The 26,499-nt window shown below is 68.0% G+C and carries 22 protein-coding genes; 10 read left to right on the forward strand and 12 right to left on the reverse strand.

Annotation, left to right across the window (positions count from 1 at the left end; genetic code table 11):
* Positions 1-52: 52 nt before the first annotated feature.
* The 3 genes from WBN46_RS09215 to WBN46_RS09225 all read right to left on the reverse strand — a co-directional run bounded on the left by WBN46_RS09215 (position 53) and on the right by WBN46_RS09225 (position 2,670).
* On the reverse strand, positions 53-793 hold the full coding sequence (locus WBN46_RS09215) for a pseudouridine synthase (protein ID WP_337731908.1): 741 nt from the start codon (positions 791-793) through the stop codon (positions 53-55).
* Between the two features lie 98 nt (positions 794-891).
* The gene (locus WBN46_RS09220) at positions 892-1,401 is read right to left on the reverse strand and encodes a hypothetical protein (protein WP_337731266.1); all 510 of its coding nucleotides are present in this window, start codon (positions 1,399-1,401) and stop codon (positions 892-894) included.
* Between the two features lie 195 nt (positions 1,402-1,596).
* On the reverse strand, positions 1,597-2,670 hold the full coding sequence (locus WBN46_RS09225; protein ID WP_337731267.1) for an OmpA family protein: 1,074 nt from the start codon (positions 2,668-2,670) through the stop codon (positions 1,597-1,599).
* A 328-nt stretch (positions 2,671-2,998) separates the two neighbouring features.
* Here WBN46_RS09225 and WBN46_RS09230 point away from each other — a divergent pair, with 328 nt between their 5' ends.
* Positions 2,999-3,802: a class III extradiol ring-cleavage dioxygenase gene (locus WBN46_RS09230; protein ID WP_337731268.1), complete on the forward strand. Its 804-nt coding sequence runs from the start codon at positions 2,999-3,001 to the stop codon at positions 3,800-3,802.
* A gap of 6 nt (positions 3,803-3,808) precedes the next feature.
* Here the strand turns inward: WBN46_RS09230 and WBN46_RS09235 are convergent, their stop codons facing one another.
* On the reverse strand, positions 3,809-4,723 hold the full coding sequence (locus WBN46_RS09235; protein ID WP_337731269.1) for a LysR family transcriptional regulator: 915 nt from the start codon (positions 4,721-4,723) through the stop codon (positions 3,809-3,811).
* 97 nt (positions 4,724-4,820) lie between these two features.
* On the opposite strand from WBN46_RS09235, the gene WBN46_RS09240 reads away from it, so the two are divergent.
* From WBN46_RS09240 to WBN46_RS09255, 4 genes are read left to right on the forward strand one after another with little or no spacing between them, the layout of a single operon-like run.
* Entirely contained in the window at positions 4,821-6,035 is a 1,215-nt protein-coding gene (locus WBN46_RS09240) for an MFS transporter (protein ID WP_337731270.1), read from the forward strand.
* A 31-nt stretch (positions 6,036-6,066) separates the two neighbouring features.
* On the forward strand, positions 6,067-7,131 hold the full coding sequence (locus WBN46_RS09245; RefSeq protein WP_337731271.1) for an aldo/keto reductase: 1,065 nt from the start codon (positions 6,067-6,069) through the stop codon (positions 7,129-7,131).
* Complete coding sequence (locus tag WBN46_RS09250; protein WP_337731272.1) at positions 7,128-8,144, forward strand: zinc-binding alcohol dehydrogenase family protein; 1,017 nt, start codon at positions 7,128-7,130, stop codon at positions 8,142-8,144. Before WBN46_RS09245 ends, WBN46_RS09250 begins: the two co-directional genes overlap by 4 nt.
* A gap of 22 nt (positions 8,145-8,166) precedes the next feature.
* Entirely contained in the window at positions 8,167-8,796 is a 630-nt protein-coding gene (locus WBN46_RS09255) for a LysE family translocator (RefSeq protein ID WP_337731273.1), read from the forward strand.
* Between the two features lie 16 nt (positions 8,797-8,812).
* Here WBN46_RS09255 and WBN46_RS09260 read toward each other — a convergent pair whose 3' ends face one another.
* Genes WBN46_RS09260 through WBN46_RS09270 form a run of 3 tightly spaced genes read right to left on the reverse strand, consistent with a single transcriptional unit; the run spans position 8,813 to position 13,636 of the window.
* The gene (locus WBN46_RS09260) at positions 8,813-11,620 is read right to left on the reverse strand and encodes an AAA family ATPase (RefSeq protein ID WP_337731274.1); all 2,808 of its coding nucleotides are present in this window, start codon (positions 11,618-11,620) and stop codon (positions 8,813-8,815) included.
* Positions 11,613-12,320: a hypothetical protein gene (locus WBN46_RS09265; protein WP_337731275.1), complete on the reverse strand. Its 708-nt coding sequence runs from the start codon at positions 12,318-12,320 to the stop codon at positions 11,613-11,615. The genes WBN46_RS09260 and WBN46_RS09265 overlap by 8 nt, the downstream gene beginning before the upstream one ends.
* Positions 12,317-13,636 (reverse strand): hypothetical protein, encoded by a 1,320-nt coding sequence (locus WBN46_RS09270; protein ID WP_337731276.1) that lies wholly within the window; start codon positions 13,634-13,636, stop codon positions 12,317-12,319. The genes WBN46_RS09265 and WBN46_RS09270 overlap by 4 nt, the downstream gene beginning before the upstream one ends.
* Positions 13,637-13,826: 190 nt before the next feature.
* On the opposite strand from WBN46_RS09270, the gene WBN46_RS09275 reads away from it, so the two are divergent.
* The 3 genes from WBN46_RS09275 to WBN46_RS09285 all read left to right on the forward strand — a co-directional run bounded on the left by WBN46_RS09275 (position 13,827) and on the right by WBN46_RS09285 (position 17,568).
* On the forward strand, positions 13,827-15,863 hold the full coding sequence (locus WBN46_RS09275; RefSeq protein ID WP_337731277.1) for an NADPH-dependent 2,4-dienoyl-CoA reductase: 2,037 nt from the start codon (positions 13,827-13,829) through the stop codon (positions 15,861-15,863).
* Positions 15,864-16,278: 415 nt separating this feature from the next.
* Positions 16,279-16,734 (forward strand): cell wall hydrolase, encoded by a 456-nt coding sequence (locus WBN46_RS09280; protein WP_337731278.1) that lies wholly within the window; start codon positions 16,279-16,281, stop codon positions 16,732-16,734.
* Between the two features lie 222 nt (positions 16,735-16,956).
* Complete coding sequence (locus WBN46_RS09285) at positions 16,957-17,568, forward strand: glutathione binding-like protein (RefSeq protein ID WP_337731279.1); 612 nt, start codon at positions 16,957-16,959, stop codon at positions 17,566-17,568.
* A 16-nt stretch (positions 17,569-17,584) separates the two neighbouring features.
* On the opposite strand, the gene WBN46_RS09290 is transcribed toward WBN46_RS09285, so the two are convergent.
* The 3 genes from WBN46_RS09290 to prpB form a co-directional block, all read right to left on the reverse strand.
* Complete coding sequence (locus WBN46_RS09290; RefSeq protein ID WP_337731280.1) at positions 17,585-18,082, reverse strand: hypothetical protein; 498 nt, start codon at positions 18,080-18,082, stop codon at positions 17,585-17,587.
* 291 nt (positions 18,083-18,373) lie between these two features.
* Positions 18,374-19,519 (reverse strand): 2-methylcitrate synthase, encoded by a 1,146-nt coding sequence (gene prpC, locus WBN46_RS09295; protein ID WP_337731281.1) that lies wholly within the window; start codon positions 19,517-19,519, stop codon positions 18,374-18,376.
* Positions 19,520-19,676: 157 nt separating this feature from the next.
* Entirely contained in the window at positions 19,677-20,561 is an 885-nt protein-coding gene (gene prpB / locus WBN46_RS09300; RefSeq protein ID WP_337731282.1) for a methylisocitrate lyase, read from the reverse strand.
* Between the two features lie 147 nt (positions 20,562-20,708).
* On the opposite strand from prpB, the gene WBN46_RS09305 reads away from it, so the two are divergent.
* A complete protein-coding gene (locus tag WBN46_RS09305; protein WP_337731283.1) occupies positions 20,709-21,935 on the forward strand; it encodes a citrate synthase family protein in 1,227 nt (408 codons plus the stop codon).
* Positions 21,936-22,022: 87 nt separating this feature from the next.
* Entirely contained in the window at positions 22,023-23,420 is a 1,398-nt protein-coding gene (locus WBN46_RS09310; RefSeq protein ID WP_337731284.1) for a M14 family zinc carboxypeptidase, read from the forward strand.
* Between the two features lie 6 nt (positions 23,421-23,426).
* Here the strand turns inward: WBN46_RS09310 and prpE are convergent, their stop codons facing one another.
* Complete coding sequence (gene prpE / locus WBN46_RS09315; protein ID WP_337731285.1) at positions 23,427-25,328, reverse strand: propionate--CoA ligase; 1,902 nt, start codon at positions 25,326-25,328, stop codon at positions 23,427-23,429.
* Between the two features lie 150 nt (positions 25,329-25,478).
* Positions 25,479-26,465 (reverse strand): malate dehydrogenase, encoded by a 987-nt coding sequence (locus tag WBN46_RS09320; RefSeq protein WP_337731286.1) that lies wholly within the window; start codon positions 26,463-26,465, stop codon positions 25,479-25,481.
* Between the last annotated feature and the right edge of the window lie 34 nt (positions 26,466-26,499).

The raw sequence follows: 26,499 nt of genomic DNA on the forward strand, positions 1-26,499 counted from the left end.
TGAGCGAGTGTAGGCAAGCACACGACAGCGAACCCTGACCGCGGTCGCGCAATCAGAAGCCGGTCACCGGCGCCAGCGCTTCGCGTTCCGCTGCATCGAGCATGCGCCATGACCCCTTCGCCAGCGTGCCCAGGAGCAACGGACCGATGGCGACCCGGACCAGCCGCAACACGCGGATGTCGAAGGCCTCAAGCAATCGTCGGATCTGCCGGTTGCGGCCTTCGTCGAGAACGATCTCCACCCAGGCATTACGTTCGCCGGCACGCAACAGGCGTGCCTGGCGGGCAGCCAGATGCTCCCCTCCGACGTGGACCCCCGCTTGCAGCGCGCGCAGCAATGCTTCGTCGGGCACCCGATCGACCTGCACGTGGTAGGTCTTGTCGGGCCCGCACGCCGGATCGGTGACGCGTGCGGCCCATTCCGGATCGTTGGTGAAAAGCAGCAGACCCTCGCTGGCTTTGTCCAGCCGCCCCACCGGCGCGGTCCATGGCAGGCCGGCACCTTCTAGGCAACGGTAGACAGTGTCGCGCCCGCGTTCGTCGCGCGTCGTCGTCACCAGTCCGCGAGGCTTGTTGAGCATCAGGTAGTGGCGATCCGCCGCCGCAGCCGCCTGGCCATCCACGCGCACGACAGCACGGCCGGCGACCACCGGGAATTCCGGATCGCGAACGATGCGCCCGTCGACGGACACCCTGCCGTCGGTGATCCAGCGCGCGGCTTCCGTGCGCGAACAGACGCCCTGCTTGGACAGGATGCGCGCCAATCCGTGTCGTACTGCGGGACTGCCGGACATGCTGCGGCGCGCGGTCGTCTGCGTATCGCGAGGCGGTCTACGCTCAGGCATGGCGGTGTCCGGCGGAAAAACGGCCGGGAATGCCGGCCGTTCGTCGATCAGTTCTTCTTGGGCGGCTCGGCGGGAGCCGGCGCGGGTGCAGCGGCCGGCGCACCGGGCGCCTTGACCACGCGCACGCCACGCGACTTCATCCACGCATCGAACTCGTCTGCCGTCATCCGCTTGCCGTTCTGGCTCATGTCGAAACGCCAGGGCGAGTTGTCATGCGCGGTCTTCGGCTGATATGCCGCCGGGCTCGCGGTGGCTGCCGCAGCAGACGTCGTTCCCGGTGCGGGCAACGCCTTGGCAATGTTGCGGCACCCCTCGATGCGCAGGCGCATCAGCACGCGGTCCACCGATTGCGATTCGTCGAAAGCATGCGACGCCAGCACACCGGACGGTGCCCCCAGTTGGGTGGCCGTGGCGGTGAACTCCGGTGCGACCGGCGCGATCACGGTGTTCGATGCCTTCAACGGCGGCGGCACCAGACTGCCCGTGCAGTCGGGTGCGGCATGGGCGGCAGGAATCGCGGCGATGCACAGCAGGCTGGCGAGGACATGGCGGCGCATCGTGACGACTCCTGAGTATTCCTGTTCGTGTGGCGAGTTTAGGCACGCCCTCCAGGCATGGCAAGGAATTGCAAGTCACCCACGCCCTGCGTTGCGCAAGACGGAAACGCGGTCACGCAAATCGCGCCTACGCCTGCCGAAAAAACGAAGCCCGGCACTTGGCCGGGCTTCGTGTGTTGCGGGAAGAGCGTCCGATCAGTTCTGGACGTTCAGTTCCGTACGACGGTTACGCTCGCTCTTGCAGCCCGGCAGCGTCTGCGCGGTCGGCTCCAGCGGACGGCTCTCGCCGTAACCCACCGGGCCCACCAGACGCGAAGCATCCACGCCGTTGCTGGTCAAGTAGTCGTACACGGTCTGCGAACGACGCTGCGACAGCGACTGGTTGTAGGCATCGGCACCGCACAGGTCGGTGTGGCCGGCCACTTCGACGCGCAGGTCGGGGTAACGCTTCAGGATCTCGGCGGCTTCGCTGAGGATCGCGATCGCGTCGGGACGCAGGGTCGACTTGTCGAAGTCGAAGTTCACGCCCTTCAGGTCGATCGAAACCTGCACCGGGCAGCCGTCCGGACCGATGGTCTGGCCAGCCTGCGAACCGGGGCACTTGTCGTCGCAGTTGTTGACGCCGTCACCGTCGTCATCCAGGTCCGCGCAGCTCGGCGCAGCCGGCGGGGCCGGCGGGGCAGCGGCTTCAGCCTTCGGACCCAGCGGGATCACGACGCCAACCGAGGCCAGCACATCGCCGAACCAGTCTTCCTGCGGAGCGGCAGCGCTCTGGTCGTTGAAGTCGGCGCGGTAGGCGAGTTCGGCGCGAACGCCGACGCGCTTGTCCAGCGTGGTCTGCAGGCCGACGCCCAGCTTGGCAGCCAGGTTGTTGTCACGGGTCTGGTTCGACGCGTTGATCAGCGACTCTTCTTCCGAACGCTGCAGGCCCAGGCCGGCGACGATGTACGGGTTCCAGCCGCGGCCTTCCTGCACGAAGTGGCGACGCAGGTCCAGCGAGATGCCGTACTGGCTCCACAGGGCGTCACGGTTGTCTTCGAACTTCGGGTTCTGGTAGTTCAGCTCACCGTCCAGCGACCAGTTGGGGCTGATGAACTTGCCAAGGCCCAGGCCCAGGAACGGGGCGTTGCGGGTGAGGCGATCGTCGTCCTGCAGGTTGAAGCCGGCGGAGCCGGTGAGGTACCAACGGTCGTCGAACTCCTGCGCCATCGCGTGGTTAGCGAGGCTCAGGCCGCCCAGCAGCGCGGCGCAGAGAATCTTCTTGTTCATTTGCAGCTCCTTTCCTTGTAAAAGTTCAGTTGTAGAGAAACCGAAATACGTCTGTTGCGGTGGTTCCGGCGTTTCTAGTTGTTATTCGAGACGACAGGGACCCATCGCCTTGCTGAACAGATTATGCGCGGGTACGTGAAGACTGTGTTAACGGTACCATAACAAGTCGGGCAAGGTTAACACTCCTGAAGGGAACTGGCGCAGATCTTCACGCGGCCGACGCGCAGAGCGCCCGCTCGCTGCTCGCCCGTGACGATACTCCCGTGGGCAACACACCGGTGCACGGATGCCTCTTGGTAAGTCGTCCGGGGCGCCCGATGCTCGCATCATGAACCTGCCCACCTCCGCCGTACACCTCCCCAGCCTCTTCCTCTCGCATGGTTCGCCGATGCTGGCCCTCGAGGATTCACCTACCGGCCGCTTCCTCGACCGCTTGGGGGGCCTGTTGCCGCGGCCCCGCGCGATCGTGGTGGCATCCGCGCACTTCGTCCACGCCCATCCCACGCTTACTGCGGCACCCCGGCCGGGCACGATCCATGACTTCGGCGGCTTCCCCGAGGCGCTCTACGGAATCCAGTATCCGGCGGCCGGGGCACCTGCGCTGGCCGGGGATGTTGCGCGCCGCCTCGCCGAGGCGGGCTTCGAGGCGCAGGTCGACGACCATCACGGCCTGGACCACGGCGTATGGGTGCCGCTGCGCCGGATGTACCCGGCATCGGACATCCCGGTGGTGGCCTTGTCCGTCAATCCGGCACAGAGCGCGGACTGGCATTACCGATTGGGCAGGGCGCTGGCACCGCTGCGCGAGGAAGGCGTCCTGGTGATCGGATCCGGCGGGTTCTCGCACAATCTGCGTGCGCTGGACTGGCAGCACGCGCACGCGACGCCTTATGCCTGGGTCGCCGCATTTACCGATGCGCTGCGCGAGCACCTGCTGGCCGGCAACATCGCGGGAGCGCTCGACTGGACCGCATTGCCCGAGGCACATCGCAATCATCCGACGACCGAGCACCTGTTTCCGCTGTACGTGGCGCTGGGAGCCGGTGGTGTGGGGGCCAAGGGGCGGCTCCTGCATCGCGACGTGGAAATGGGGGGACTGGCCCTGGACGCGTTCGCCTTCGACGCCGCCTGACCCGGTCTACAGTCCGCGCTCCCAGGGCGGGTTGTCGCCGAACTGCTCGATCAGGAAATCCGTGAAGGCCCGCACGCGCGGCGGCACGAGGCGGCGCTGCGGCATCACCGCACTGATGGCAGTCGTGGTCAGCGCGTAATCGGGCAGGACGACCTCCAGCCGGCCGGCACGCAGGTCGTCGGCGACGTGCCACAACGAATGAATGACGATGCCCTCGCCGGCCAGTGAAGCGTCGCGCAGCACTTCGCCGAAGTTGCTCTCGAAGCGCCCTTGCACCCGCACCGCGATCTCGCTGCCCGCCGGAGTGCCCAACCGCCACACATCCTGGCGGCCGCCGCTGCCGAACAGCAACAGGCAATCATGCTGGGCCAGTTCTTCAGGCACGCGCGGTCGACCTCTTCGGCGCAGGTAGTCGGGCGATGCGCACAGCACGCGTCGGTTGGGCGCGATGCGCCGCGCAACCAGGCGCGAATCGTCCAACGCCCCGATGCGGATCGCCAGGTCGAAGCCCTCGCTGACCAGGTCCACCACGTTGTCGCTCAGATGGATGCTCAGCCGCAGCTTCGGATGCCGCGCGAGAAAGGCGGGCAGCAGCGGCGAGACGTACTGGCGCCCGAACGATGCTGACGTGGTCACCCTCAATGTGCCGGCGACTTCGCGCGCAGCCTCGCGCAGGCCGGTGCCCAGCGTCTCCAGTTCCTCCACCAGCACCCTGCCCTGCTCGGCCAGCGCGGCCCCCTCCGGCGTTGGATGCAGTCGACGGGTGGTCCGGTGCAGCAGGCGTACGCCCAGTTCCTTCTCCAGCCGCTTCAGCCGCTGGCTGGCGACGGCCACGGACAGGTCCAGGCTGTGCGCGGCTGCGGTGATCGAGCCCAGGTCGAGGACGCGCAGGAAGAGGGCCAGGTCACCGACTCGATCCATTATCAATATTCTGTTGATAGTGATTCGGCATATTCACGGTTTTTCACAACGAAAGGAAGCCGCAAGCTGCACGCCCCGTTTCCTCCCGTACGCCCCCATGCCTCCCGCCACCTCCCCCGCCCCCCGGATGCCCCTGGGTCTGTATGCGCTCACCGCCGGTGCCTTCGGCATCGGCACCACCGAGTTCGTCATCATGGGCCTGCTGATGCAGGTCGCTGCCGACCTCCACGTATCCATCGCTGCCGCTGGCCTGCTGATCTCCGGCTACGCGCTGGGCGTGTTCGTCGGTGCGCCCCTGCTGACCGCCGCGACCAGCCGGATGCCGCGCAAGGCGGTGCTGGTGGCGCTGATGGTCGTGTTCACGCTGGGCAACCTCGCCTGTGCGCTCGCACCGAGCTATGAGCTGCTGATGGCCGCGCGCGTGGTCACGTCGCTGGCGCATGGCACGTTCTTCGGCGTGGGCGCCGTGGTCGCCACCGGCATGGTCAGCGAAGACCGCAAGGCCTCCGCCATCTCCATCATGTTCACCGGCCTCACGGTCGCCACGCTGCTCGGCGTGCCGGCGGGTGCCTGGCTGGGCCTGCAGTTCGGCTGGCGCGCGACGTTCTGGGCGGTGACCGCGATCGGCGTGCTGGCTACGGTCATCATCGCGACGCTGGTGCCGGCCGACCGCAGCGCGCCGATGCCGCTGCCGTTCCGCGACGAACTGCGCGTGGTCGCGCGCCCGCAGGTGCTGCTGGGCCTGTTGATGACGGTGCTGGGCTTCGGCGGCATGTTCACCGTCTACACGTACATCCAGCCGCTGCTGACGCAGGTGACCGGCTTCACTGATGCGGCGGTATCGCCCATCCTGCTGGTGTTCGGCGTTGGCATGATCGTCGGCAACCTGCTCGGTGGCCGCTTCGCTGACCGCCGCTTGGCACCGGCCCTGCTGGGCACGCTGGCATTGCTGGCGCTGGTGATGGGCGCGATGACGCTTGCGCTGCACAGCCCCTGGGCAATGATCGCGTTCACCGGGCTGCTCGGCGCTGCCGCCTTCGCCACCGTGTCACCGCTGCAACTCTGGGTGCTGCAGAAAGCGAGCGGCGCACAGAGCCTGGCATCCAGCCTCAACATCGGTGCTTTCAACCTCGGCAATGCACTCGGCGCGTGGCTGGGTGGCGTGGTGATCTCGCAAGGCCTGGGCCTGTCGGCGCTGCCGTGGGTGGCCGCGCTGGTGCCGGCAGCTGCCTTCGCCGTTGCGCTGTGGGCGCTGGGGCTGGAACGCCGCAGCCAGCGTCTCTTACTCGTCAGCGATGCCGCCGGCACCTGACCCGCTCCTCCTTCCTCATCAGGACTCCTCCATGGAAACCCGGTTTCTCGGCCGTTCCGGCTTGAAAGTCTCGGCGCTGGGCTTCGGCGCCGGCACGTTCGGCGGCAAGGGGCCGCTGTTCGGCGCCTGGGGCAACACCGATACCGCGCAGGCGCGCCGCATGGTCGACATCAGCCTGGACGCGGGCCTCACGTTCTTCGACACCGCCGATGTCTATTCCGACGGTGCGTCCGAATCGATCCTGGGCGCGGCCCTGAAAGGCCGGCGTGACCAGGTCATCCTGTCCAGCAAGACCGGCCTGCGCCTGGGCGAAGGCCCCAACGATGCCGGCGCGTCGCGCTTCCGCCTGCTGAAGGCGGTGGATGCGTCGCTGCAGCGGCTCGGCACCGACTACCTCGACCTGCTGCAATTGCACGCCTTCGACGCGCTGACGCCGGTCGAGGAAACGCTGTCCACGCTCGATGGCCTGGTCCGTGTCGGCAAGGTGCGGTACCTGGGTGTGTCCAATTACGCCGGCTGGCAATTGATGAAATCCCTGGGCGTCGCCGAACGCTACGGCTACACGCGCTATGTCGCCAACCAGACCTACTACTCGCTGGTCGGCCGAGACTACGAATGGGAACTGATGCCGCTGGCCATCGACCAGGGAGTGGGCGCGGTGGTGTGGAGCCCGCTGGGTTGGGGCCGGCTGACCGGCAAGCTGCGACGCGGGCAACCGCTGCCTGCCACCAGCCGGTTGCACGACACCGCCGACATCGGGCCGCCGATGGAACAGGAGCGCCTGTTCCGCATCATCGATGCGCTGGACGTAGTCGCCGGGGAAACCGGCAAGTCGATCCCGCAGATCGCCATCAACTGGCTGTTGCAGCGCCCCACCGTGTCGACGGTGCTGATCGGCGCACGCACCGAGGAACAGCTGCGACAGAATCTGGGCGCCATCGGCTGGCAGCTGTCGTCCGACCAGATCGCACGCCTGGATGCTGCCAGCGCCGTGGAGACGCCGTATCCCTACTATCCGTACTGGCGCGGGCATTTCTCCGAACGCAGTCCGTTGCCCGTCCAAGCCTTTCCCCCACATGCCGGAGCCGCCCCATGAAAGCTGTCGCGCTTACCCGTTACCTGCCCATCGACGATCCGCAATCGCTTTCCGATGTGGAACTTCCCACGCCCTCGCCCGCCGGCCACGACCTGCTGGTGCGCGTGGAGGCTGTCTCCGTGAATCCGGTGGACACCAAGGTACGCTCGCCGAAACCGCAGGTCGAAGCACAGCCGAAGGTGCTCGGCTACGACGCCGCCGGGGTGGTTGAAGTCGTCGGCGAGGCAGTGACGCGATTCAAGCCCGGCGATGCCGTCTACTACGCGGGCGACATCACCCGGCCCGGCAGCAACGCGCAGTTCCAGCTCGTCGACGAACGCATCGTGGGCCACAAGCCCGCGTCGCTGGACTTCGCACAGGCCGCCGCGCTGCCACTGACCACGATCACCGCGTGGGAGCTGCTGTTCGATCGCATGCCTTACGCGCTGGACGGCGGCGGTGCGGGCAAGTCGTTGCTGGTGATCGCCGGCGCCGGCGGCGTGGGGTCGATCGCGATCCAGTTGGCGAAGCACGCCGGCTTCACCGTCATCGCCACCGCATCGCGACAGGACACGATCGACTGGTGCAAGGCGCTGGGCGCCGACCACGTGATCAACCATCGCGAACCGCTCGGCCCGCAACTCAAGGCGCTGGGTGTGGACACCCTCAACGCTGCGTTGAACCTGGCCGACACCGACCGCTACTGGACCGAACTCGGCGAGCTGCTGGCGCCGCTGGGCCATGTCGGTCTGATCGTCGAACCGCGTGGCGAGCTGCGCATTGGTGATCCCTACAAGGCGAAGAGCATCGGCATCCATTGGGAAATGATGTTCGCCCGCCCGCGCTTCCGCACCGCCGACATGGGCGAACAGGGTGCATTGCTGGACCGCGTGGCGGACCTGGTCGATGCCGGCGTTCTGCGCGGCACGCTGACGCAGACGCTTTCACCGATCAATGCCGCCAGCCTGCGCGAAGCACACCGCCGGCTGGAGTCCGGCACGACCATCGGCAAGCTGGTGGTCGCAGGCTGGTGATGCCCATGCGGGTACCGCAACGATGACGACGAGCGCGTGGTGGTGGTTCTGCACGCTGTGCCTGGCCACGGCATTCAGCCCCGGCCCTGCGGTGCTGCTGGCGGTGTCCAATACGGCGACGCAGGGTGCGCGGCGCGCACTGCTCGGGTCGGCAGGCAATGCCACCGGCGTGTTCCTGGTCGCGCTGGCCGCACTGCTTGGGCTGGGCGCCGTGCTGCGCACCTCCGCAACGGGATTCGCGATACTGAAGATGGCGGGCGCCGCCTACCTGGTCTACCTGGGCGTCCGCCAATGGCGCGCGCCATCCATGCTCGTGACCATGCCGGCTCCCGGCCCGGTGTCGCGCGACGCATGCCAGCTGTATGCGCAGGGACTGATGGTGGCGGTCACCAATCCGAAGAGCATCCTGTTCTTCACCGCGCTGTTGCCGCAGTTCATGCACCAGGCGACATCCCCCTGGCTGCAGGGGCTACTGCTGACCTCCACGTTCGCCGCCTGCACGGTGGCTTCGCACCTGTGTTACGTACTTGCTGCAGGCCGCCTGCGGCGCTGGCTTGCGGGCCGATGGGGCCGATACTGGCAGCGCGCGACCGGCGCGCTGTTTGTCGGAATGGGCATCGCCCTGCTGCGGATGCGGCGACCAGCGCTGTAGGCGACGCGGGGCGGCGTCAGGCCGCCACGGCGTCCCCGCCTCGGTCGCGCTTCAGTACGGCGACCGGCTCCGCCCAGGTACTGGCGGCGCGCCGCTTGCTGGTGGCCAGCACCAGGTCGGACGGTTCGAACACGTTGACGTTGTGCGTGATGGGAGTGGTCAGGATGTACTGCGCGTCGGTCGAGCGCAGGAAGCGTCCGACCTTCTCGATGTTGGCCACGTCCAGATGCGCGAACGGTTCGTCGATGAAGACAAAGCCGCCCGGTTGCTCCTCGTCACGCAGCAAACCAACCAGCAGCAGCAGTGACTTCATCACCTGCTGTCCGCCCGAGGCCTCGCCGTCGTCCAGGCCGATCCAGCCCTTGCGGTCGAAGTCGAAGCGCACGGTCAGGCCGGCCTGCGCCAACGCGGTGTCCTCGTTCACCAGCTCGGGCAGCTCGGCATCCACGCCGATGCCGGCCAGCTCGCCGAGCGCCGCCAGATTGCGCTTGTAGCGACGCACCGTGGCGCGCAGCACATTGATGTAAGCGCCGCGCGCCTCTTCCGTCAGGCGGCGTGCGCGATGCAGGTGCGCCTCGCGCTTGCCGATGGCGGCTTCCAGCCCGGCATGGTCGGCGGCGAACTTGTCGCGCAGCGCAACGCACCCTTCATCCTCCACGTAGCCCCCGCGCGCGATGCGCTCCTCGATCCGCTCCAGTTCGCGACGGACCGAGCTGGCGCTCTCGTACTCCTCGCGCGCCGCACGCAACACCGACGCGCTACGCCACGCGACCGGCATCTGCGCACGGCGACGACGGTAATCGAGAATCCGCTGTACCAGCGCCATGCGCTCCTGGTCGATCTGCTGAACGCGCTCACGCACCTCAATCGCCAGCGCCTTGATCTCGCCAGCACGGCTTGCCGCCGCGATGCCCTCGACCTTGTCCTGTGTTTCCAGGGCATCCAGGCGTGCACGCGCCTCGGCAAGCGAAGCGCCTGCCACGGCCGCTGCGTCCGCGAGCGCGGGCAGGCGCTCGATGGCATCGGCGAACTCCGCCGCACGCGTCACCAGTTCCTGCCCGGCATCCAGCCCCAGCAGGCGCGATTGCGCGGCGTCGAGCTGCTTGCGCAACGTGGCCAGTGCGTCCTCGCGCACCTGCGCACGGTCCAGCAGCATCGCGTGTTCCGCACGCAACGACACGAGTTGCGCCTGCCGTGCACCGGCGCCGAAATGATGCGCGCCGCCGCCGACATGGCGAGCGCCGCGCTGCTCGCGCAGGTAGCCCTTGGCCGTGATCCAGTCCTGGCCCTTCGGCAGGCGATGGCCGGCCTCGACATCGGCAACGCGCTGGATGCGGTCGAGATGCCGGGGCAGCCATGCTGGCGGGTCGCCGGAGAACCGCACGACCTCCAGCAACGAGCCTTTCGTCGCCTTCTCCACCGGCGCGCGATCGGCGACGACGAAGTGGCGATACTGCATCTGTTCACCAAGCCGCCAGGCCTCGCGGGCGTCCTTCGGGTGATCCAGCAGCACCAGGTGGCGGTAGGGTGCCAGCACGGCCTCCACCGCGACCGCCCAGTCCGCATCCACGACATCGACCATCTCGGTGAGCACGCGATGCGCGATGCCCTGGCGATCCAGTGCCGCGCGGAACTCGCGCTCGAACGGTTCGACCACCCGGCCGCCGCCACTGAGCGCGCCGACCTGGGCGGCGATCTCGCCATTGCGCTGGCGGTCGCGTTCGGCTTCGAGCTTCAGTTCGGCCTGGCGACGGCGTCCATCTTCCAGTTCACGGCTCAATGCCTCCACGTCGGCACCGCCGCGCTCGGCCTGCAGCTTCGCCAGTTCGTCATGGCGTCGCCCCAGTGACTCGGCATCGCGCGCGTGGTCGCGCGCCTGGGTGAAGATCGCTTCCGCCTGCCTGAGCTGCGCGCGCGTCCCGGTCAGCTCGGCAGCGGCACGGTCCCGTTGCAGCTGTGCGGCAACCTCCTGGGCAAGCAGGTTCGCGTGGGCGCGTTCGCGCTCGCGCAGCGCGCGGCGCAGGCCGGTCAGGCGTGGCCGTGCGCCTTCGATGGTGGCACGCAGGTCGGCCAGCTCCACCTTGGGGGCGATCTCGGTCTGCAGACGGTTGCGCTGCGAACGCAGGGACAGGCCGTCTTCGAACGACCGTACGTCCGCGCGCGACGACTCCAGCCTGACATGCAGTTCCGCCAGTCCCTGCTGCAACTGGCCGATCTCCTTCTCCACGTCGAACTGTTCGTTGCGGGCACGCTGGTAGTCGTCCAGCACCGCCTTGTCCTCGAACACGTCGAACACCAGTTGCAACAGTTCGCGCGGCGACAGCTGGCACAGCTTGTCGGTCGCGCCCTGCTCCAGCGTCAGCACGCGACAGATCGCGCGGCTCAGGCCGGCACCCGCCAGCCGCACGCGATAGTCGCGCACGCCCAGCCAGTCGCCGCCCTGGTCCAGCGTCTCCACCGGCACGTCGCCCGCGACGATCTGGTAGTCGCGCGACCAGTCACCGCCACGCTTGCGGATGCGGCAGGCGATGGTCACCTGCTCGTCCATGTGCGGAAAGAACGCGCGCTTGCCGCGCCGGTCGACCGGATTGCTCACCACCGCGCGCAACCAGGCATACGGCTTGCCGTTGTGGCGCAGGTAGGTCTTGTAGTCGCGCGCCATGTCGCGATCGTCGATCGCCAGCAGCGTGCGCAGCGCGTCCAGCAGCGTGGTCTTGCCGGAGCCGTTCGGGCCGACGACGGTGATGATGGAGGCATCCAGCGGCAGCGTGTAGCGCTGCCAGTAGTCCCAGTGGACGACTTCCAGGCTGCGGAACTCAAACATCGGCCTGCTCCTCGTTCACTTCATCGACACTCTCGTCCGGCGGCACCTCGGGCGCATTCGCCTGCGAGGCACGCGCCTCCTCGATCACCTGCGCCAGCGCGCCCTCCATCACCCGGCTGGCAATGCGCTCGTAATCGAAAGCCAGGTCGAGCAGCGGCCCTTCGTGGATGCGCTCGCGGCGACGCACGATGAAGCCATGCCGGTGCAGCGTGCCGAGGTTCATCTGCAAGCGGCCCTTGCCACCGAGCCTGTCGGCGAAGTCGGCCAGCAGCGTGCGTTCGTTGACCGGTTCAACCAGCTCCGCACCCACCGGCACCGGCTTGAGCTCGGCGAACATCTGCTCCTGCTCATGCTGGCGCTCGCCTTCCTGCCGCGCGATCTGGCGCTGACGCTTGGGCAGCACCAGCAGCGCCCACAGCACGACCAGCAGCGCGATCGTGTCTCGCCCCAGCGAGAGGTTGCTGGCGGCCCAGGCGTCACCATGGCCGTAGACGTCGCTCTCTTGCGCGCGCGCGACGCCGACGGCGACATGCGCTGCATAGGGATGCTCAAGCAGGCGCAGGCCGGCGGCGGCGAGGCGGCGATCAAGGTCGTCGCGCAGTTCGGCGTCGACCAGCACCTGGCGCACGGCGCGGTCCTCGCGCGGCAGCCAGCGCTCGGCCAGCAGCCGTGCGATCAGGGAAGCGATGGGGTCATTCATGCGGTGCGGGTTTTCTTGTTGCGGAGAGGCCCGGGCTGTGCCGGCACCCCGGGGGTCTGCGGCAGCAGCCGGCCACGGCTCATGTAAGCCACGCCGGCACGCTGGACGGGTTCGAACTCGGTACCTACGTGCCACTGCATCGGCAGCTGCGCCAGCGAAGCGGTGATGCCATGGCGGTTCTCCGCGCCGGCGTCGCCGATCAGGCCAAGCAGGGACAGGCGGTACGCGCTGAGCGCGAAGCCGTCCTGCGGCACCCAGTCCGACAACGGTGCCTCGGCGTCGAGGGCGGCCAACTGGTCGAACCATTGCTCGGCGTGCACGTACTCGTTCTGCGCCACCGGCACGTGGGTATCCACCGGCGCAGCCTGCGAGGGCGGCAGCGTCGCGTCATCCTGCGCGGCGCGTTCGCGCTCGACCAGTTCGTACTCGGCCACGTCCAGCGCGATCGGGCCCAGTGCGAACACCGGCTGGGGCACATGCATGAGCACGTCGTCGGCCAGTGTCGCCAGCGCCTGGGCATCCAGCGCACGCAGGTACCGGTTGACGTCGGACGACGACAGCCCGCTGGCCCCCAGATGCACCCGATGACGATCCAGCTGATTGAGCGCGCGCTGGAACACCGACGCCTGCCGCAGCAGCGCACTCTGCGCGCGGCCGATCTGCTGGGCGACGCGGTGGGTGGCGGTATCCAGTTCGCCGTCGGCGGCGATGTCGCGGATCAGTTCGGTGCCCTTCTCCACCCACTGCCAGACCGACTGCAGCGTGTCGGCGGCGCGCTGGATGCGGTGTTCGGATCCGCTCAGCACCGCCTGGTCGAAGTCCTCGCGCAGTTCATTCAACCGGGACAACAGATGTTGCAGGTCGTCGGCGCCCACCCGGCCCATGGCCTGGCCTGCGGCGAGTTGCGCGGTGACGTAGGCGAGCTCGTCGCCTTCGCGGTTGAACTGCAGCAGCAGGCCGATCGAGGCCAGTGCCTGGCGGCCGATCGGGCTGATGCGGTAGCGCTGGCTGGCCCCGTCCCACAACAGCAGATCGTTCTCGCGCAGGCGTCCGAGCACGGTGTCGAACTTGACCGGATCCAGGTAGGCGAACTGGTCGCGCAATTCCTGCGGCGACCAGTCCGGCGCCTCGCCGCGCTCGCCGAGGGTGCGCAGGACCAGCAGGCGCACCATGACGCTCTCCTCGCCGCCATGGAACAGCGTGGAGAAAGCCCGCAACAGGTCGCGGGCACCGAGCAGGGGATGGAGGTCCGGCAGGTCCACGGCGGCGAAGCCGGCGCGCAGGTAGTCGTGCAGGGGCGGTGTTGCGGCGTCCATGAGGGCCCGGGAACCTGGGGACCCTATGGTCCCCGAGCCTGCGGGGCGGGACAACTCTTGCAAGCCGGCCGGCTCTGTGCCCTGCTTCGCGCCAGGGATGCCGGTCGTGACCTGGCCCGCGCCGTCTTGCGCCGGGCGTCTTGTCGCGGCATCGTTACCTCTTCCATACGCAAGCGTATCCACCGCCCGCATGACCGCCATCGCCAACGCCCCCTCGCCCTACCCCCACCTGTTCACGCCGCTGGACCTGGGTTTCACCACGGTCCGCAACCGGGTGCTGATGGGCTCGATGCATACGGGCCTCGAAGACCGCGCCAAGGACTTCCCGCGCCTGGCGGCGTACTTCGCCGAGCGCGCGGCGGGGGGCGTGGGTCTGATCGTCACCGGTGGTTTCTCGCCCAACCTGGTGGGTTGGCTGAAACCGTTCGGCGGCAAACTGTCGTGGCCTTGGGAGGCGCGCCCCCACAAGTTCGTCACCGCGGCGGTGCACGAGCACGGCGCGAAGATCTGCGCGCAGTTGCTGCATGCGGGCCGCTACGGCTACCACCCGCTCACGGTAGCGCCGTCGAAGCTGAAGGCACCGATCAACCCCTTCACCCCGCGCGCGTTGTCGGCCCGCGGCATCGAGCGGCAGATTTCCGCCTACGCCAATGCGGCGAAGCTGGCGCGCGACGCCGGCTACGACGGCGTGGAGATCATGGGTTCGGAGGGGTACTTCATCAATGAATTCACCGCGCCGCGCACCAACAGGCGCAACGACGCCTGGGGCGGCACGCCGGAGAAGAGGATGCGCTTCGCGGTGGAGATCGTGCGCCGCGTGCGCGAGGCGGTGGGGCCTGACTTCATCCTGATCTATCGCCTGTCGCTGCTGGACCTGGTGGACGACGGCAACCAGTGGGACGAGATCGTCGCGCAGGCCAAGGCAGTGGAAGCCGCCGGCGCCACCATCATCAACTCGGGCATCGGCTGGCACGAGGCGCGCGTGCCGACCATCGTCACGTCGGTGCCGCGCGCGGCCTTCGTGGACGTGACCGCCAAGCTCAAGCCGCACGTGCGCGTGCCACTGGTGGCCACCAACCGCATCAACATGCCGGAGGTCGCCGAAAGCATCCTGGCCGCCGGCAAGGCCGACATGGTGTCGCTGGCACGCCCGCTGCTCGCCGATCCGCAGTGGGCAGCCAAGGCCCGCGCCGGCACGCCGCAGGCCATCAACACCTGCATCGCCTGCAACCAGGCCTGCCTGGACCATGTCTTCGAGAACAAGATGGCCAGCTGCCTGGTCAATCCGCGCGCCTGCGCTGAAACCGAACTCAACTACACCAAGACCTTCGCGCCGAAGAGCATCGCGGTGGTCGGTGCCGGCCCGGCCGGCCTGGCCTGCGCCACGGTCGCGGCCGAACGCGGCCATCGGGTGACCCTGTTCGACGCGGCGGACCAGATCGGCGGACAGTTCAACTACGCCAAGAAGATTCCCGGCAAGGAAGAGTTCCACGAAACGCTGCGCTATTTCCGCCACCGGCTGGAAGAAACCCGGGTGGACGTGAAACTGTCCACGCCGGTCAGCGCCACGGACCTGCACGGCTTCGACGAGGTGGTGCTGGCCACCGGCATCACCCCGCGCCAGGTCGCGCTTCCCGGTGCCGACCACGCCAAGGTGGTCAGCTACGTGGACGTGCTCTCCGGGCGGGTGGAGGTGGGCGCGCGCGCGGCGCTGATCGGCGCCGGGGGCATCGGCTTCGACGTGGCCGAATACCTGACCCACGACGGCCCCTCGCCGTCGCTGGATCCTGCCCGCTGGATGGCCGAATGGGGTGTGGACCCCGCCTTCGAGACCCGCGGCAGCCTGGCCCGACCCCACCCGGAGCCGCCCGCGCGCGAGGTCTGGCTGTTGCAACGCAGCCCCGGCAAGCCCGGTGCGCGCCTGGGCAAGACCAGCGGCTGGGTGCACCGGGCCACGCTGAAGGCCAAGCAGGTGAAGATGCTCGGTGGCGTGGAGTACCTGGGCGTGGACGACGCGGGACTGCGCATCAAGGTGGACGGTGCGGAGCACCTGCTGCCGGTGGACCATGTGGTGGTCTGCGCCGGCCAGGAGCCGCGCCGCGAACTGCAGGCGGACCTCATCGCTGCGGGGCGGGCGCCCCACCTGATCGGCGGTGCCGACGTGGCCGCCGAGCTGGACGCCAAGCGCGCGATCGACCAGGGGAGCCGGCTGGCCGCCAGCCTTTAGCAACGCGCCGGCCGCTGGCCGGCGGAGCACCCACGACGGCACGACATCCCGCAGGCACCCACCTGCGCTGGGCAGCGGGTGATGAGGCCTGGCCGGGCGCATTTCCGCGCCGCCGGGGCCTCGCCGGTGCGACACGCCTCACACTTTCCAGCCAGACCGGCACCCCGTCCGTCAAGCCGACCCGTTCAGGCCGAGTTGGGTCGCCTCCCCCTACCTTGCGCCCACTTTCCGGCCCGCCGCCCAGTTCAAGCGGGCTGAGCCCGGCGCTCGGACCCTTCTGGTCCGGCCTTGCCGGTCCCCGGGCAGCCCGTGTGAAGGCTGCCTCCCCATGACGCCCTAGCCGCCGTCCCATCGATGTCCTTCCCTGCGTAACGGGAGAGGCAGGGGCGCGGGAAAGACGGAGCAAGGAGTTCCCATGAAACTGGCCTGGATCCTATGGCTGTCGCAGATGTTGCCGCAGCCGGCCGCCGATTCGCTTTGCCTCAGCACCACCGTGTACCTGGAAGCCCGCGACCAGACCCTCCGCGGGCAGCAAGCCGTCGCCGAAGTCGCCCTGCGACGCCGTGACAGTGGCCTGTGGGGTGACTCGGTCTGCTCCGTGGTCACCGCCCGCAAGCAGTTCGCCCCGACCATCGTGGGCCCGAACACCCGCCTGAAGAACCCGGACGCCTGGGCCAAGTCGGTCAGCGTGGCCCTGAACGCCGAGCGCAACTGGGCCCTGCCGCCCGGGCAGCGCAAGGAGATCGTGCCGGGCGCCAGCCACTTCATGGCGCACCAGATCGCGAGCCCGAGCTGGCGCAATGCGTATCACGTGGCCACCATCGGTGATCACACGTTCCTGCGCGTGCAGAAGCTCAAGCCCCGCACCTAGCAACAGGCGCTTCCGAAGCATCAACGCCCAACGCGTCGATCTGCTCGCCGAAGCCGAACCCGCATGGCACCTACTTTCCCTCTCTCGAGGAGAGGGCACGGGGAGAGGGCTGACCGCCGCGATACGTCACATCAAACGCGACGATCCGTTGCACCCCACACCACGCTGCATGCATCCGAGGCCCGCGATAATCGCGGGCCTTTCTTTTTCCTGGACACCCGCATGAAGCTCTATACCAAGCCCGGCGCCTGCTCGACCGCCGACCACATCGCGCTGCAGTGGACCGGCCAGCCGTTCGAGGTGCAGGTGATGACGGCCGCCGAGATGAAGGAGCCCGCGTACCTGGTGATCAATCCCACCGGCGCGGTACCGGCGATCGTCGACGGCGACTTCGTGCTGACCCAGAACGCCGCGATCATGGGGTACATCGCCGACACCTATCCGCAGGCACACCTCGCCGGCGATGGCTCGCCGCAGCAGCGGGCGCAGGCGGCGCGCTGGCTCTCGTTCGTCAATTCCGATCTGCACCCGGCCTTCCATCCGCTGTTCGGGCCGGCGCGTTTCATCGGCGACGAGGCACGATTCGACGAAGTAAAGGACGCGGCACGCAAGCGCCTGCGGGGATTGTTCGAAAGCGCGGAGAAACAGCTGGAAGGACGCGACTGGCTGGCCGGCTTCCGCAGCTTCGCCGACCCCTACTTCTACATCACGCTGCGGTGGGCCGCACGCACCGGCGTGGACCTCTCGGGGCTGCCGAACATCGCGGCATTCAAGCAACGGATGGACGCCGATGCCGGCGTGCAGGCCGCTTTGAAGGCCGAAGGCCTGGCGTGACTTCGACGCGCGCGCGTCAAGCCATCGATGCGCGCACATCCTCCAGCCAACGCGTGGCGAAGGTATGGTCGCGTGCCTTCGTCAGCGCCGTGGCCACGTCGGGCAGCAGTGCGGCCAGTTCGTCCGCGTCGGCGCAGCGCTCTACCTTCAGCTGCAGGAAGTAGCCCTTCAGCCCGATGTGCGAACGGATGTCTTCGGTGATCCGCGCGTAGAGCAGGTTGTAGCGCTCGGCGGATGTCATCGTCGTCGCCTGCACCCCGTCGTCGGCCTTCGGCGCGGCAACGGCGGCAAGCAGCGATGCCGCGCCCGAGCGCCGCTCGATCAATCCGTCGGCTGCCAACTGCTGCAGCGCGTCGTCGGGTGCATGCAGCCCGCTCATCATCGCGCGCAGCTCTTCGTCGTTGCGCTGGCCATCCACCAGCAACAGGATGGAACGCAACCCCGCCGGCAGCTTGCGCGTGCGCTGCTGGATCTCGTTGCGTCCGGCGTCGGTCTTGCACCACATGGTCTGCATGGCGTCCCCCAGCATCGTGCGGCGGGCCCCTCCCGCTCGCTGCGACGCACCCCTTGCGACCGCAAGTAGTAACCCGGCCGACCTGTTCCGGGCTGCCACACGGGTCACACAAACGACACGGGGCCGCCCGACCTGCGTCGAAACGGCCCTGCCCTGCGCGCCGGAACGGCTCAGCGCTGGTCGATCGGCACGAAGGCCAGGTCTTCCGGGCCCGTGTAAAGACGCCCTCACCCTTTGCCCTCTCCCGCAAGCGGGAGAGCGGAAGTGGGTGCCACGCGGGTTCGGCTTCGATCAGCGCCGGTCCAGCGGAACGAATTCCAGATCCTCAGGCCCCGTGTAATTGGCGCTGGGGCGGATGATCTTGCCATCGATGCGCTGCTCGATGACATGCGCGCTCCAGCCACTGGTGCGGGCGATGACGAACAGCGGCGTGAACATCGCCGTCGGCACGCCCATCATGTGGTAGCTGACGGCGCTGAACCAGTCCAGGTTGGGGAACATCTTCTTGATGTCCCACATCACCGACTCCAGGCGCTCGGCGATGTCGTACATCTTCATGTTCGACTGCTCGGCCGACAGGTCTTTCGCGACCTGCTTGATCACGCCGTTGCGCGGGTCGCCGACGGTGTAGACCGGGTGACCGAAGCCGATCACCACTTCCTTGCGCTCGACGCGCGCCTTGATGTCGGCTTCGGCTTCATCCGGCGTCTCGTAGCGCTTCTGCACTTCGAACGCGACTTCGTTGGCGCCGCCATGCTTCGGGCCACGCAGCGCGCCGATGCCGCCGGCGATGGCCGAATGCATGTCGCTGCCGGTGCCGGCGATGACGCGGCAGGTGAACGTGGAGGCATTGAATTCATGCTCGGCGTACAGGATCAGCGAGGTATGCATGGCACGCACCCAGCTGTCCTTCGGTTTCTCGCCGTGCAGCAGGTGCAGGAAGTGCCCGCCGATGGAGTCGTCGTCGGTCTCGACATCGATGGCGCGGCCGTTGTGGCTCCAGTGGTACCAGTACAGCAGCATCGAGCCCAGCGAGGCCATCAGCTTGTCGGCGATGTCGCGCGCGCCCGGGTGGTTGTGGTCGTCCTTCTCCGGCGACACGCAGCCCAGCACGGACACGCCCGTGCGCATCACGTCCATCGGGTGCGCGGACGGCGGCAGCTCTTCCAGCGCGGCCTTCACCGCGGCCGGGATGCCGCGCAGCGACTTCAGCTTGGCCTTGTAGCCAGCCAGCTCGGCGCGATTGGGCAGCTTGCCGTGTACCAGCAGGTAGGCAACCTCTTCGAACTCGCTGGTGGTGGCCAGGTCCAGGATGTCGTAACCCCGGTAGTGCAGGTCGTTGCCGGTGCGGCCGACGGTGCACAGCGCGGTGTTGCCGGCAGCGGTGCCGGACAGGGCGACGGACTTCTTGGGCTTGAAGGGAACGCTCTCTGACATCTTCATACTCCTCATCTTGATTTGGAGCCCCTCTCCCATTGGGAGAGGGGTTGGGGCGAGGGTTCGGCAGAGTCCGTGAGGTCGGAGCCATCCGGATTTCGCCGCACCCTCATCCGGCGCTTCGCGCCACCTTCTCCCGGCGGGAGAAGGGCCGGGGCTACTTCTTTGCGGAGAACAGGGTATCGAGCTTCTGCTCGAAGGCGTGGTAACCGATGCGGTCGTACAGTTCCTCGCGGGTCTGCATGGTGTCGACCACGTTCTTCTGGTGACCGTCGCGGCGGATCGCCTCGTAGACGTTTTCCGCCGCCTTGTTCATCGCGCGGAACGCCGACAGCGGATACAGCTGGATCGCAACGCCGACCGAAGCAAGTTCGTCGCGGGTGAACAGCGGCGTCTTGCCGAACTCGGTGATGTTCGCCAGCACCGGCACCTTCACCGCGTCGACGAAGCGCTGATAGGTGGGCAGGTCGTAGGCGGCCTCGGCGAAGATGCCGTCCGCGCCGGCTTCGACGCAGGCGATGGCGCGCTCGATGGCGGCGTCCACGCCCTCGACCTGGATGGCGTCGGTGCGCGCGATCAGGAAGAAGTCCGGATCGGTCTTCGCATCGGCGGCGGCCCTCACCCGGTCGACCATCTCGCCGGCCGACACGATTTCCTTGCCCGGACGATGGCCGCAGCGCTTGGCGCCGACCTGGTCTTCGATGTGGCACGCGGCCGCGCCGGCCTTGATCAGCGACTTCACCGTGCGCTCGATGTTGAACGCGCTGGGACCGAAGCCGGTGTCGATGTCGACCATCAGCGGCAGGTCGCAGACATCGGTGATGCGGCGCACGTCGATCAGCACATCTTCCAGCGTGTTGATGCCCAGGTCGGGCAGGCCCAGCGAACCTGCGGCGACGCCGCCGCCGGACAGGTAGATCGCCTTGTAACCGGCGCGCTTGGCCAGCAGGGCGTGGTTGGCGTTGATGGCACCGATCACCTGCAATGGCGATTCGGCGGCCAGCGCGGCGCGGAACTTGGCGCCTGCGGTCGGGTGGCTCATGCGACGGGACTCCTCTCGATCAGCGTGCCTGCCCGGCGTGATCGCCGGACGCCAGAGGTGCGCGAATGGTACGCCCCTCTTCGGGCCGCAAATCTGGCACCATCCGCCAGGTTGATCAATCTTGATCGAACGAATCAATATTTCCGCATGGCCGCCGCCACCGATCTGCTGTCCGCCCGCGATACCTGCCGCCTGCTCGGCATCAGCCGCGCCACGCTGTACGCCTACGTCAGCCGCGGCCTGCTGGAGTCCCGCCCCGGCAAGGACCATCGCAGCCGCCTGTACCTGCGCCAGGATGTGGAACGGCTGGCCCAGCGCAAGCAGGTGGGGCGTGGCGCGGCCCGTGGCGCCGCCCAGAGCCTGGACCGCGGGCTGCCGGTGCTGGAGACGCGCATCTCGCTGATCCGACCCGATGGCCCCTACTATCGCGGCCGCTCGGCGATCGCGATGGTGCACGAGGGCGCCACGCTGGAAGACGTGGCCCGCCACCTGTGGGACTGCAGCGCGGAGGATCCTTTCGCGGCCCCTTCGTTGACCCGATGGCCCGATGTGGTCGCGCCGCTCGCCGCCAACACCCTGCTGCCTCCACTGGAGCGCGCGATGGCCGCCATCCCGTTGCTCGCGCTGGAGGTACGCCATTCCTTCAGTTCCGCGCCGCTCGTGCGCCACGAGATCGCCGCCGGCCTGCTGCGCCACAACGCCGCGCTGCTGGTCGCGCAGCCGCCGTCGGACGTACCGGTGCACCGCGTACTGGCGCAGGCCTGGCATCCCGGCGATGACGGCTTCGCCGAACTCGTGCGCGCCGCACTGGTGGTCTGCGCGGACCACGAACTCAATGTCTCCGCGTTCGCCGCACGCGTGGTCGCATCCACCGGTGCGCACCTGCACGCGACGGTATGCAGTGGGCTGGCCGCCTTGTCCGGCCCGCGCCACGGCGGTGCCACCGCTCGCGCGTATGCGCTGATAAGCGATGCACATGAGGCAATGTCCGCACGCGCATTCATCGCCGAACGCTGGCAGCGCGGCGACGACCTGCCCGGCTTCGGCCATGCCCTGTATCCGCAGGGCGATCCGCGTGGTGCCGAACTGCTGGCGCGCGCACGCGAGCGCCATGCCGGCACGCGTGAAATGGCCGCACTGGAAAACCTCATCCTCGCCACCGAGGACGTCAGCGGCCTGCGCCCGAACATCGATTTCATGCTCGCCGCGCTTTGCCATCTCAACCGGTTGCCAGCCACGCCGGCCCTGGTGATGTTCGCCGCAGGACGCCTGGCGGGCTGGCTGGCGCATGCACTGGAACAGCAGGCACAGGGGCGCCTGATCCGTCCGCGCGCACGCTATGCAGGCGTGACACCGCCAGCAACGTCGCCATGATCTGCCCGCCATGCATGCACGCCTGCGTTTGACATCACCCGCGCATACGGGGACCCTCCCCTGGCCTGCTTTCCTCCTGTTGCCGCGATGCGCCCTGCCCTTGCCCTGTGCCTGCTGCTGACGATGATGACGCCGAACACCATCGCCCGGAACACCGATCACCCGTCCCCGCCGGCCACGGTGTCCACACCCGTGCCGCCGCCTCCCGCATGGCTGCCCGCACTCGATGCGCTGTACGACGCCGAACTGCGCGTGGCCGGACTGGAGGACCGCACCTTCACTGCGGAACACTGGTGGTCGGTCGCCACACCGTTGCTGGAGCGGCGACGCGGCTTCCGCGTGGACGGGATCGGCCGCAGCGTGGAGGACCGTCCGCTGCAACATGTTCGTTGGGGCCAGGGCAAGAAGACGGTACTGCTGTGGTCGCAGATGCACGGCGACGAGAGCACGGCGTCGATGGCGCTCGCAGACCTGTTCCGCTTCCTCGGCGAACACCCCGACCATCCGTTGGTGAAGCAGCTGCAGGCGAATACCACGCTGCACGTCTTTCCCATCGTCAATCCCGATGGTGCCGCCCGCTTCCAGCGCCGCAACGTACAGGGCATCGACATCAACCGTGATGCGCGGATGCTGGCAACACCCGAAGCGCGCGCGCTGAAGGCGCTGCACGACCAGGTGAGGCCGATGTACGGCTTCAACCTGCACGACCAGCGCGTGGGCTATCGTGCCGGCGATTCCGACCGCGGCACCGCCATCGCGCTGCTGTCGCCGCCGTACAACCACGCAGCCGATGTCAACGATGTGCGTACGCGCGCCATCGAGGTGGCCGGCGTCATCCGCTCCGCGCTGGAGCCCTATCTCGCCGGCCACATCGCGCGCTGGGATGAAACGTTCGATCCACGGGCGTTCGGCGACCTCACCACGCAGTGGGGCACCAGCACCGTGCTGATCGAGGCCGGCGGCATCGAAGGCGATGTGCAGAAGCAGCGCCTGCGCAAGCTGTACTTCCTCGGCCTGGTCGCGGCATTGGACAGCATCGCCAGCGGCAGCCATGCCGGCGTGCCGCCCGCGCTGTACCGCGACCTGCCGGAGAATGGCGATGTATGGCCGGACCTGCTGGTGCGCGGCGGTACGTTATCCGTACCGGGACGCCCACCCGCCCGCGCCGACCTGCTGGTCAATTTCCGCAATCCCCTGACGGAAACCGACGGTGCCGTTGCCGATGTGGGCGACCTCGGCACGAAGAAGGCACGTCGCAGCATCGACGCGCGCGGGCTGTTCATCGTGCCGATCCCGGGGCATGCCGGCGACCGCACGGTCATCGAAGCCAACGACGACGATGCCGAAGAGGCGCGGTCACCGTTGCCGCTCACGCCCGGCGCGACCGCACGCTTCGTGCTGAGTCGCGACCCGCAGGGCCGCGACGTGGTGTGGACACTGGATGGCAGCGTGGATCCGGCGACGCCTGCGCCGCCGGCCCGCTGACCTGCATCAGCTGCCGACCTCGGGCCCGCGCAGCAGCGCGCGCTTCACCTCTTCCAGCGCATTCGGGTCATCCAGCGTGGAAAGATCGCCGGGATCGGCGCCCTGCGCCAGCGCCTGCAGCGAGCGCCGCAACAACTTGCCCGACCGTGTCTTCGGCAACGCGTTGACGATGTAGACCCGCGCCGGACGCGCGACCGCGCCGAGGCTCTGCTCCACCATGCGACGCATGCCGTCGGCCGCCTGCACGCGCTCGTGCGGCTCGTCGGTGGCCTGCCGCAGCGTGGCGAACACCACCGGCACCTGCCCTTTCAGTTCATCCGCGACACCGATCACCGCAGCCTCCGCGACCGCGTGGAACCCGGAGACGGACTCCTCGATCTCGCGCGTGCCCAGCCGATGGCCAGCCACGTTGATGACATCGTCGGTGCGGCCAAGGATGAAGGTGTAGCCGTCCTCATCGCGGATCGCCCAGTCCAGCGAGCTGTACAACAGTTCCTTGAAATGACTGAAGTAGCTGGACAGGAATCGCGCGTCGTCGTTCCAGATCGTCGTCATGCACCCCGGCGGCAGCGGGGGTTGCATCACCAGCACGCCCTTCTGGCCCGGCCCCACTTCTTCCCCCGTGGCCTCGTCGATCACCTTCATCCTGTAGCCGAGGTTCGGGAACCCGGGCGAACCGAAACGCACCGGTCTCATGTCCAGCCCGGGCAGCAACGTCAGCGCCGGCCAGCCGGTTTCGGTCTGCCAGTAGTTGTCGATCACCGGCTTGCCGATCGCATCGGTGATCCAGTGCGCCGTCGGCTCGTCCAGCGGCTCGCCCGCCAGGAACAGGTACTTCAGCTCGGACAGGTCGTGCCGCTTGATGAAGTCGATGTCGTGCTTCTTCAGCACGCGCACTGCCGTCGGCGATGAGAACATCGTGCGTACACCGTACTGTTCGCACAAGGCCCACCAGATGCCGGCGTCGGGATTGATCGGCAGGCCTTCGTAGAGCACCGAGGTGGCGCCTACGATCAGGGGACCATACACGTTGTAGGAATGGCCGACGGCCCAGCCGACATCGGAGGTGGAGAACATCACCTGTCCCGGCCCGACATCGAACACGGTACGCATCGACAACGCCATCGCCACCGCATAGCCACCCACATCGCGCTGCACGCCCTTCGGCTTGCCGGTCGTGCCGGAGGTGTACAGCAGGTAGCTCGGCTCGTTCGACTCCAGCCACTCCACCGGTACGTCGACGTCGCCGACCTCGGCGCGCAACACGGCGTAGTCTTCGTCGCGGCCCGCCACCTTCGGTTCGGCGGCATCCAGCCCGCGCGAGACGATCAGCACCTTGGCCGGCGGCGTGGCCGCCTTCGCGCAGGCTTCATCGACCAGCGCCTTGTACGGAATGACCTTGCCACCGCGGCTGCCGGCATCGGCGGCGATCAACAGCCTGGGGCGCGCGTCGTCGATCCGCAGCGCCAGGTTATGCGCGGCGAATCCTCCGAACACCACCGAATGCACCGCGCCGATACGTGCGCACGCCAGCATCGCGAAGACCGCTTCAGCCATGTTGGGCATGTAGATGACCACGCGATCGCCACGCCCGACTTCGAGCCTCTTCAGCACGGCGGCGAACGCGTTCACTTCGCGATGCAGTTCGCGATAGGTCAGTTCACGCGTGACATCGGTTTCGGTGGACACCGCCACCAGCGCCAGCTGGTCGCCACGCTCGGCGAGATGCCGGTCCACCGCGTTGTAGCAGAGGTTGGTCTGCCCGCCGACGAACCAGCTCCGGAATGGCGGACGGGAATAGTCGAGGATCTGCTGCGGCGGCACGTGCCAATGGATGGCCTTCGCCTCCTCGCCCCAGAAGGCCTCGGGCTGCTCGATCGAGCGCCGGTAGACGTCTTCGTATGCCATGCGATCCTCCCAGATCCGACAGCCGGGACCAGCATAGACCCGCCCTGCCGCGGCCACCTTCCTACCTTGGTCGCATGGGACATTCCGTCGCATCCAAAAGAAAACGCCGGGCATGGGCCCGGCGTTTTCGGCACTGCGTGCGGCCTGCGGTCAGCCCAGCAGGTGCGCCACGCCGCTGCGCTCTTCTTCCAGCTCGCCCAGCGTCTTGTCGATGGCGGCCTGGCTGAAAGCGTCGACCGGCAGGTCCTTCACCATGGTGTACTTGCCGTTCTCGGTGGTGACGGCGAAGCCGAACATCACGCCTTCCGGGATGCCGTAGCTGCCGTCGGACGGGATGCCCATCGTCACCCACTTGCCGTTGCTGCCCAGTACCCAGTCGCGCACGTGGTCGATGGCGGCGTTGGCGGCCGAGGCGGCCGACGACAGGCCGCGCGCTTCGATGATCGCGGCGCCGCGCTTGCCGACCTGCGGGATGAAGGTGTTCGCGTTCCAGTCGGCGTCGTTGATCTTGTCCTTCAGCGACTGGCCGTTGACGGTCGCGAAGCGGTAGTCCGGGTACATGGTCGGGCTGTGGTTGCCCCACACGACCAGCTTGTCGATGTCGCCGACGGCCACGCCGGCCTTGTTGGCCAGCTGCGACAACGCGCGGTTGTGATCCAGGCGCAACATGGCGGTGAAGTTCTTCGACGGCAGGTCCGGCGCGGACTTCATCGCGATGTAGGCGTTGGTGTTGGCCGGGTTGCCGACCACCAGCACCTTGACGTTGCGGCTGGCGACCTTGTTCAGCGCGGCGCCCTGGGCAGTGAAGATCTTGGCGTTCTCCAGCAGCAGGTCCTTGCGCTCCATGCCCGGGCCGCGCGGACGCGCGCCGACCAGCAGGGCCACGTCGACGTCCTTGAACGCGACCTCCGGATCGTCGGTGCCGACGACGCCGGCCAGCAGCGGGAACGCGCAGTCTTCCAGCTCCATGATCACGCCCTTCAGCGCGGCCTGGGCCTTCTCCAGCGGCAGCTCGAGCAGCTGCAGGATGACCGGCTGGTCCTTGCCCAGCATTTCGCCGGAAGCGATGCGGAACAGCAGCGCGTAGCCGATCTGGCCAGCAGCGCCGGTGACGGCAACACGGACGGGGGTTTTCATGATGCGGATCCTCGGGGTTACGTAGGGCGGGCCC

The organism is Pseudoxanthomonas sp. CCNWLW251 (assembly GCF_037402255.1).
In the GTDB taxonomy this organism is placed as follows: Bacteria; Pseudomonadota; Gammaproteobacteria; order Xanthomonadales; family Xanthomonadaceae; genus Pseudoxanthomonas_A.

Coding starts and splice junctions, on each gene's coding strand:
- WBN46_RS09215 (WP_337731908.1), bottom strand. CDS start 793: ATGTCCGGCAGTCCCGCAGTACGACACGGATTGGCGCGCATCCTGTCC.
- WBN46_RS09220 (WP_337731266.1), bottom strand. CDS start 1,401: ATGCGCCGCCATGTCCTCGCCAGCCTGCTGTGCATCGCCGCGATTCCT.
- WBN46_RS09225 (WP_337731267.1), bottom strand. CDS start 2,670: ATGAACAAGAAGATTCTCTGCGCCGCGCTGCTGGGCGGCCTGAGCCTC.
- WBN46_RS09230 (WP_337731268.1), top strand. CDS start 2,999: ATGAACCTGCCCACCTCCGCCGTACACCTCCCCAGCCTCTTCCTCTCG.
- WBN46_RS09235 (WP_337731269.1), bottom strand. CDS start 4,723: ATGGATCGAGTCGGTGACCTGGCCCTCTTCCTGCGCGTCCTCGACCTG.
- WBN46_RS09240 (WP_337731270.1), top strand. CDS start 4,821: ATGCCTCCCGCCACCTCCCCCGCCCCCCGGATGCCCCTGGGTCTGTAT.
- WBN46_RS09245 (WP_337731271.1), top strand. CDS start 6,067: ATGGAAACCCGGTTTCTCGGCCGTTCCGGCTTGAAAGTCTCGGCGCTG.
- WBN46_RS09250 (WP_337731272.1), top strand. CDS start 7,128: ATGAAAGCTGTCGCGCTTACCCGTTACCTGCCCATCGACGATCCGCAA.
- WBN46_RS09255 (WP_337731273.1), top strand. CDS start 8,167: ATGACGACGAGCGCGTGGTGGTGGTTCTGCACGCTGTGCCTGGCCACG.
- WBN46_RS09260 (WP_337731274.1), bottom strand. CDS start 11,620: ATGTTTGAGTTCCGCAGCCTGGAAGTCGTCCACTGGGACTACTGGCAG.
- WBN46_RS09265 (WP_337731275.1), bottom strand. CDS start 12,320: ATGAATGACCCCATCGCTTCCCTGATCGCACGGCTGCTGGCCGAGCGC.
- WBN46_RS09270 (WP_337731276.1), bottom strand. CDS start 13,636: ATGGACGCCGCAACACCGCCCCTGCACGACTACCTGCGCGCCGGCTTC.
- WBN46_RS09275 (WP_337731277.1), top strand. CDS start 13,827: ATGACCGCCATCGCCAACGCCCCCTCGCCCTACCCCCACCTGTTCACG.
- WBN46_RS09280 (WP_337731278.1), top strand. CDS start 16,279: ATGAAACTGGCCTGGATCCTATGGCTGTCGCAGATGTTGCCGCAGCCG.
- WBN46_RS09285 (WP_337731279.1), top strand. CDS start 16,957: ATGAAGCTCTATACCAAGCCCGGCGCCTGCTCGACCGCCGACCACATC.
- WBN46_RS09290 (WP_337731280.1), bottom strand. CDS start 18,082: ATGCAGACCATGTGGTGCAAGACCGACGCCGGACGCAACGAGATCCAG.
- prpC (WP_337731281.1), bottom strand. CDS start 19,519: ATGTCAGAGAGCGTTCCCTTCAAGCCCAAGAAGTCCGTCGCCCTGTCC.
- prpB (WP_337731282.1), bottom strand. CDS start 20,561: ATGAGCCACCCGACCGCAGGCGCCAAGTTCCGCGCCGCGCTGGCCGCC.
- WBN46_RS09305 (WP_337731283.1), top strand. CDS start 20,709: ATGGCCGCCGCCACCGATCTGCTGTCCGCCCGCGATACCTGCCGCCTG.
- WBN46_RS09310 (WP_337731284.1), top strand. CDS start 22,023: ATGCGCCCTGCCCTTGCCCTGTGCCTGCTGCTGACGATGATGACGCCG.
- prpE (WP_337731285.1), bottom strand. CDS start 25,328: ATGGCATACGAAGACGTCTACCGGCGCTCGATCGAGCAGCCCGAGGCC.
- WBN46_RS09320 (WP_337731286.1), bottom strand. CDS start 26,465: ATGAAAACCCCCGTCCGTGTTGCCGTCACCGGCGCTGCTGGCCAGATC.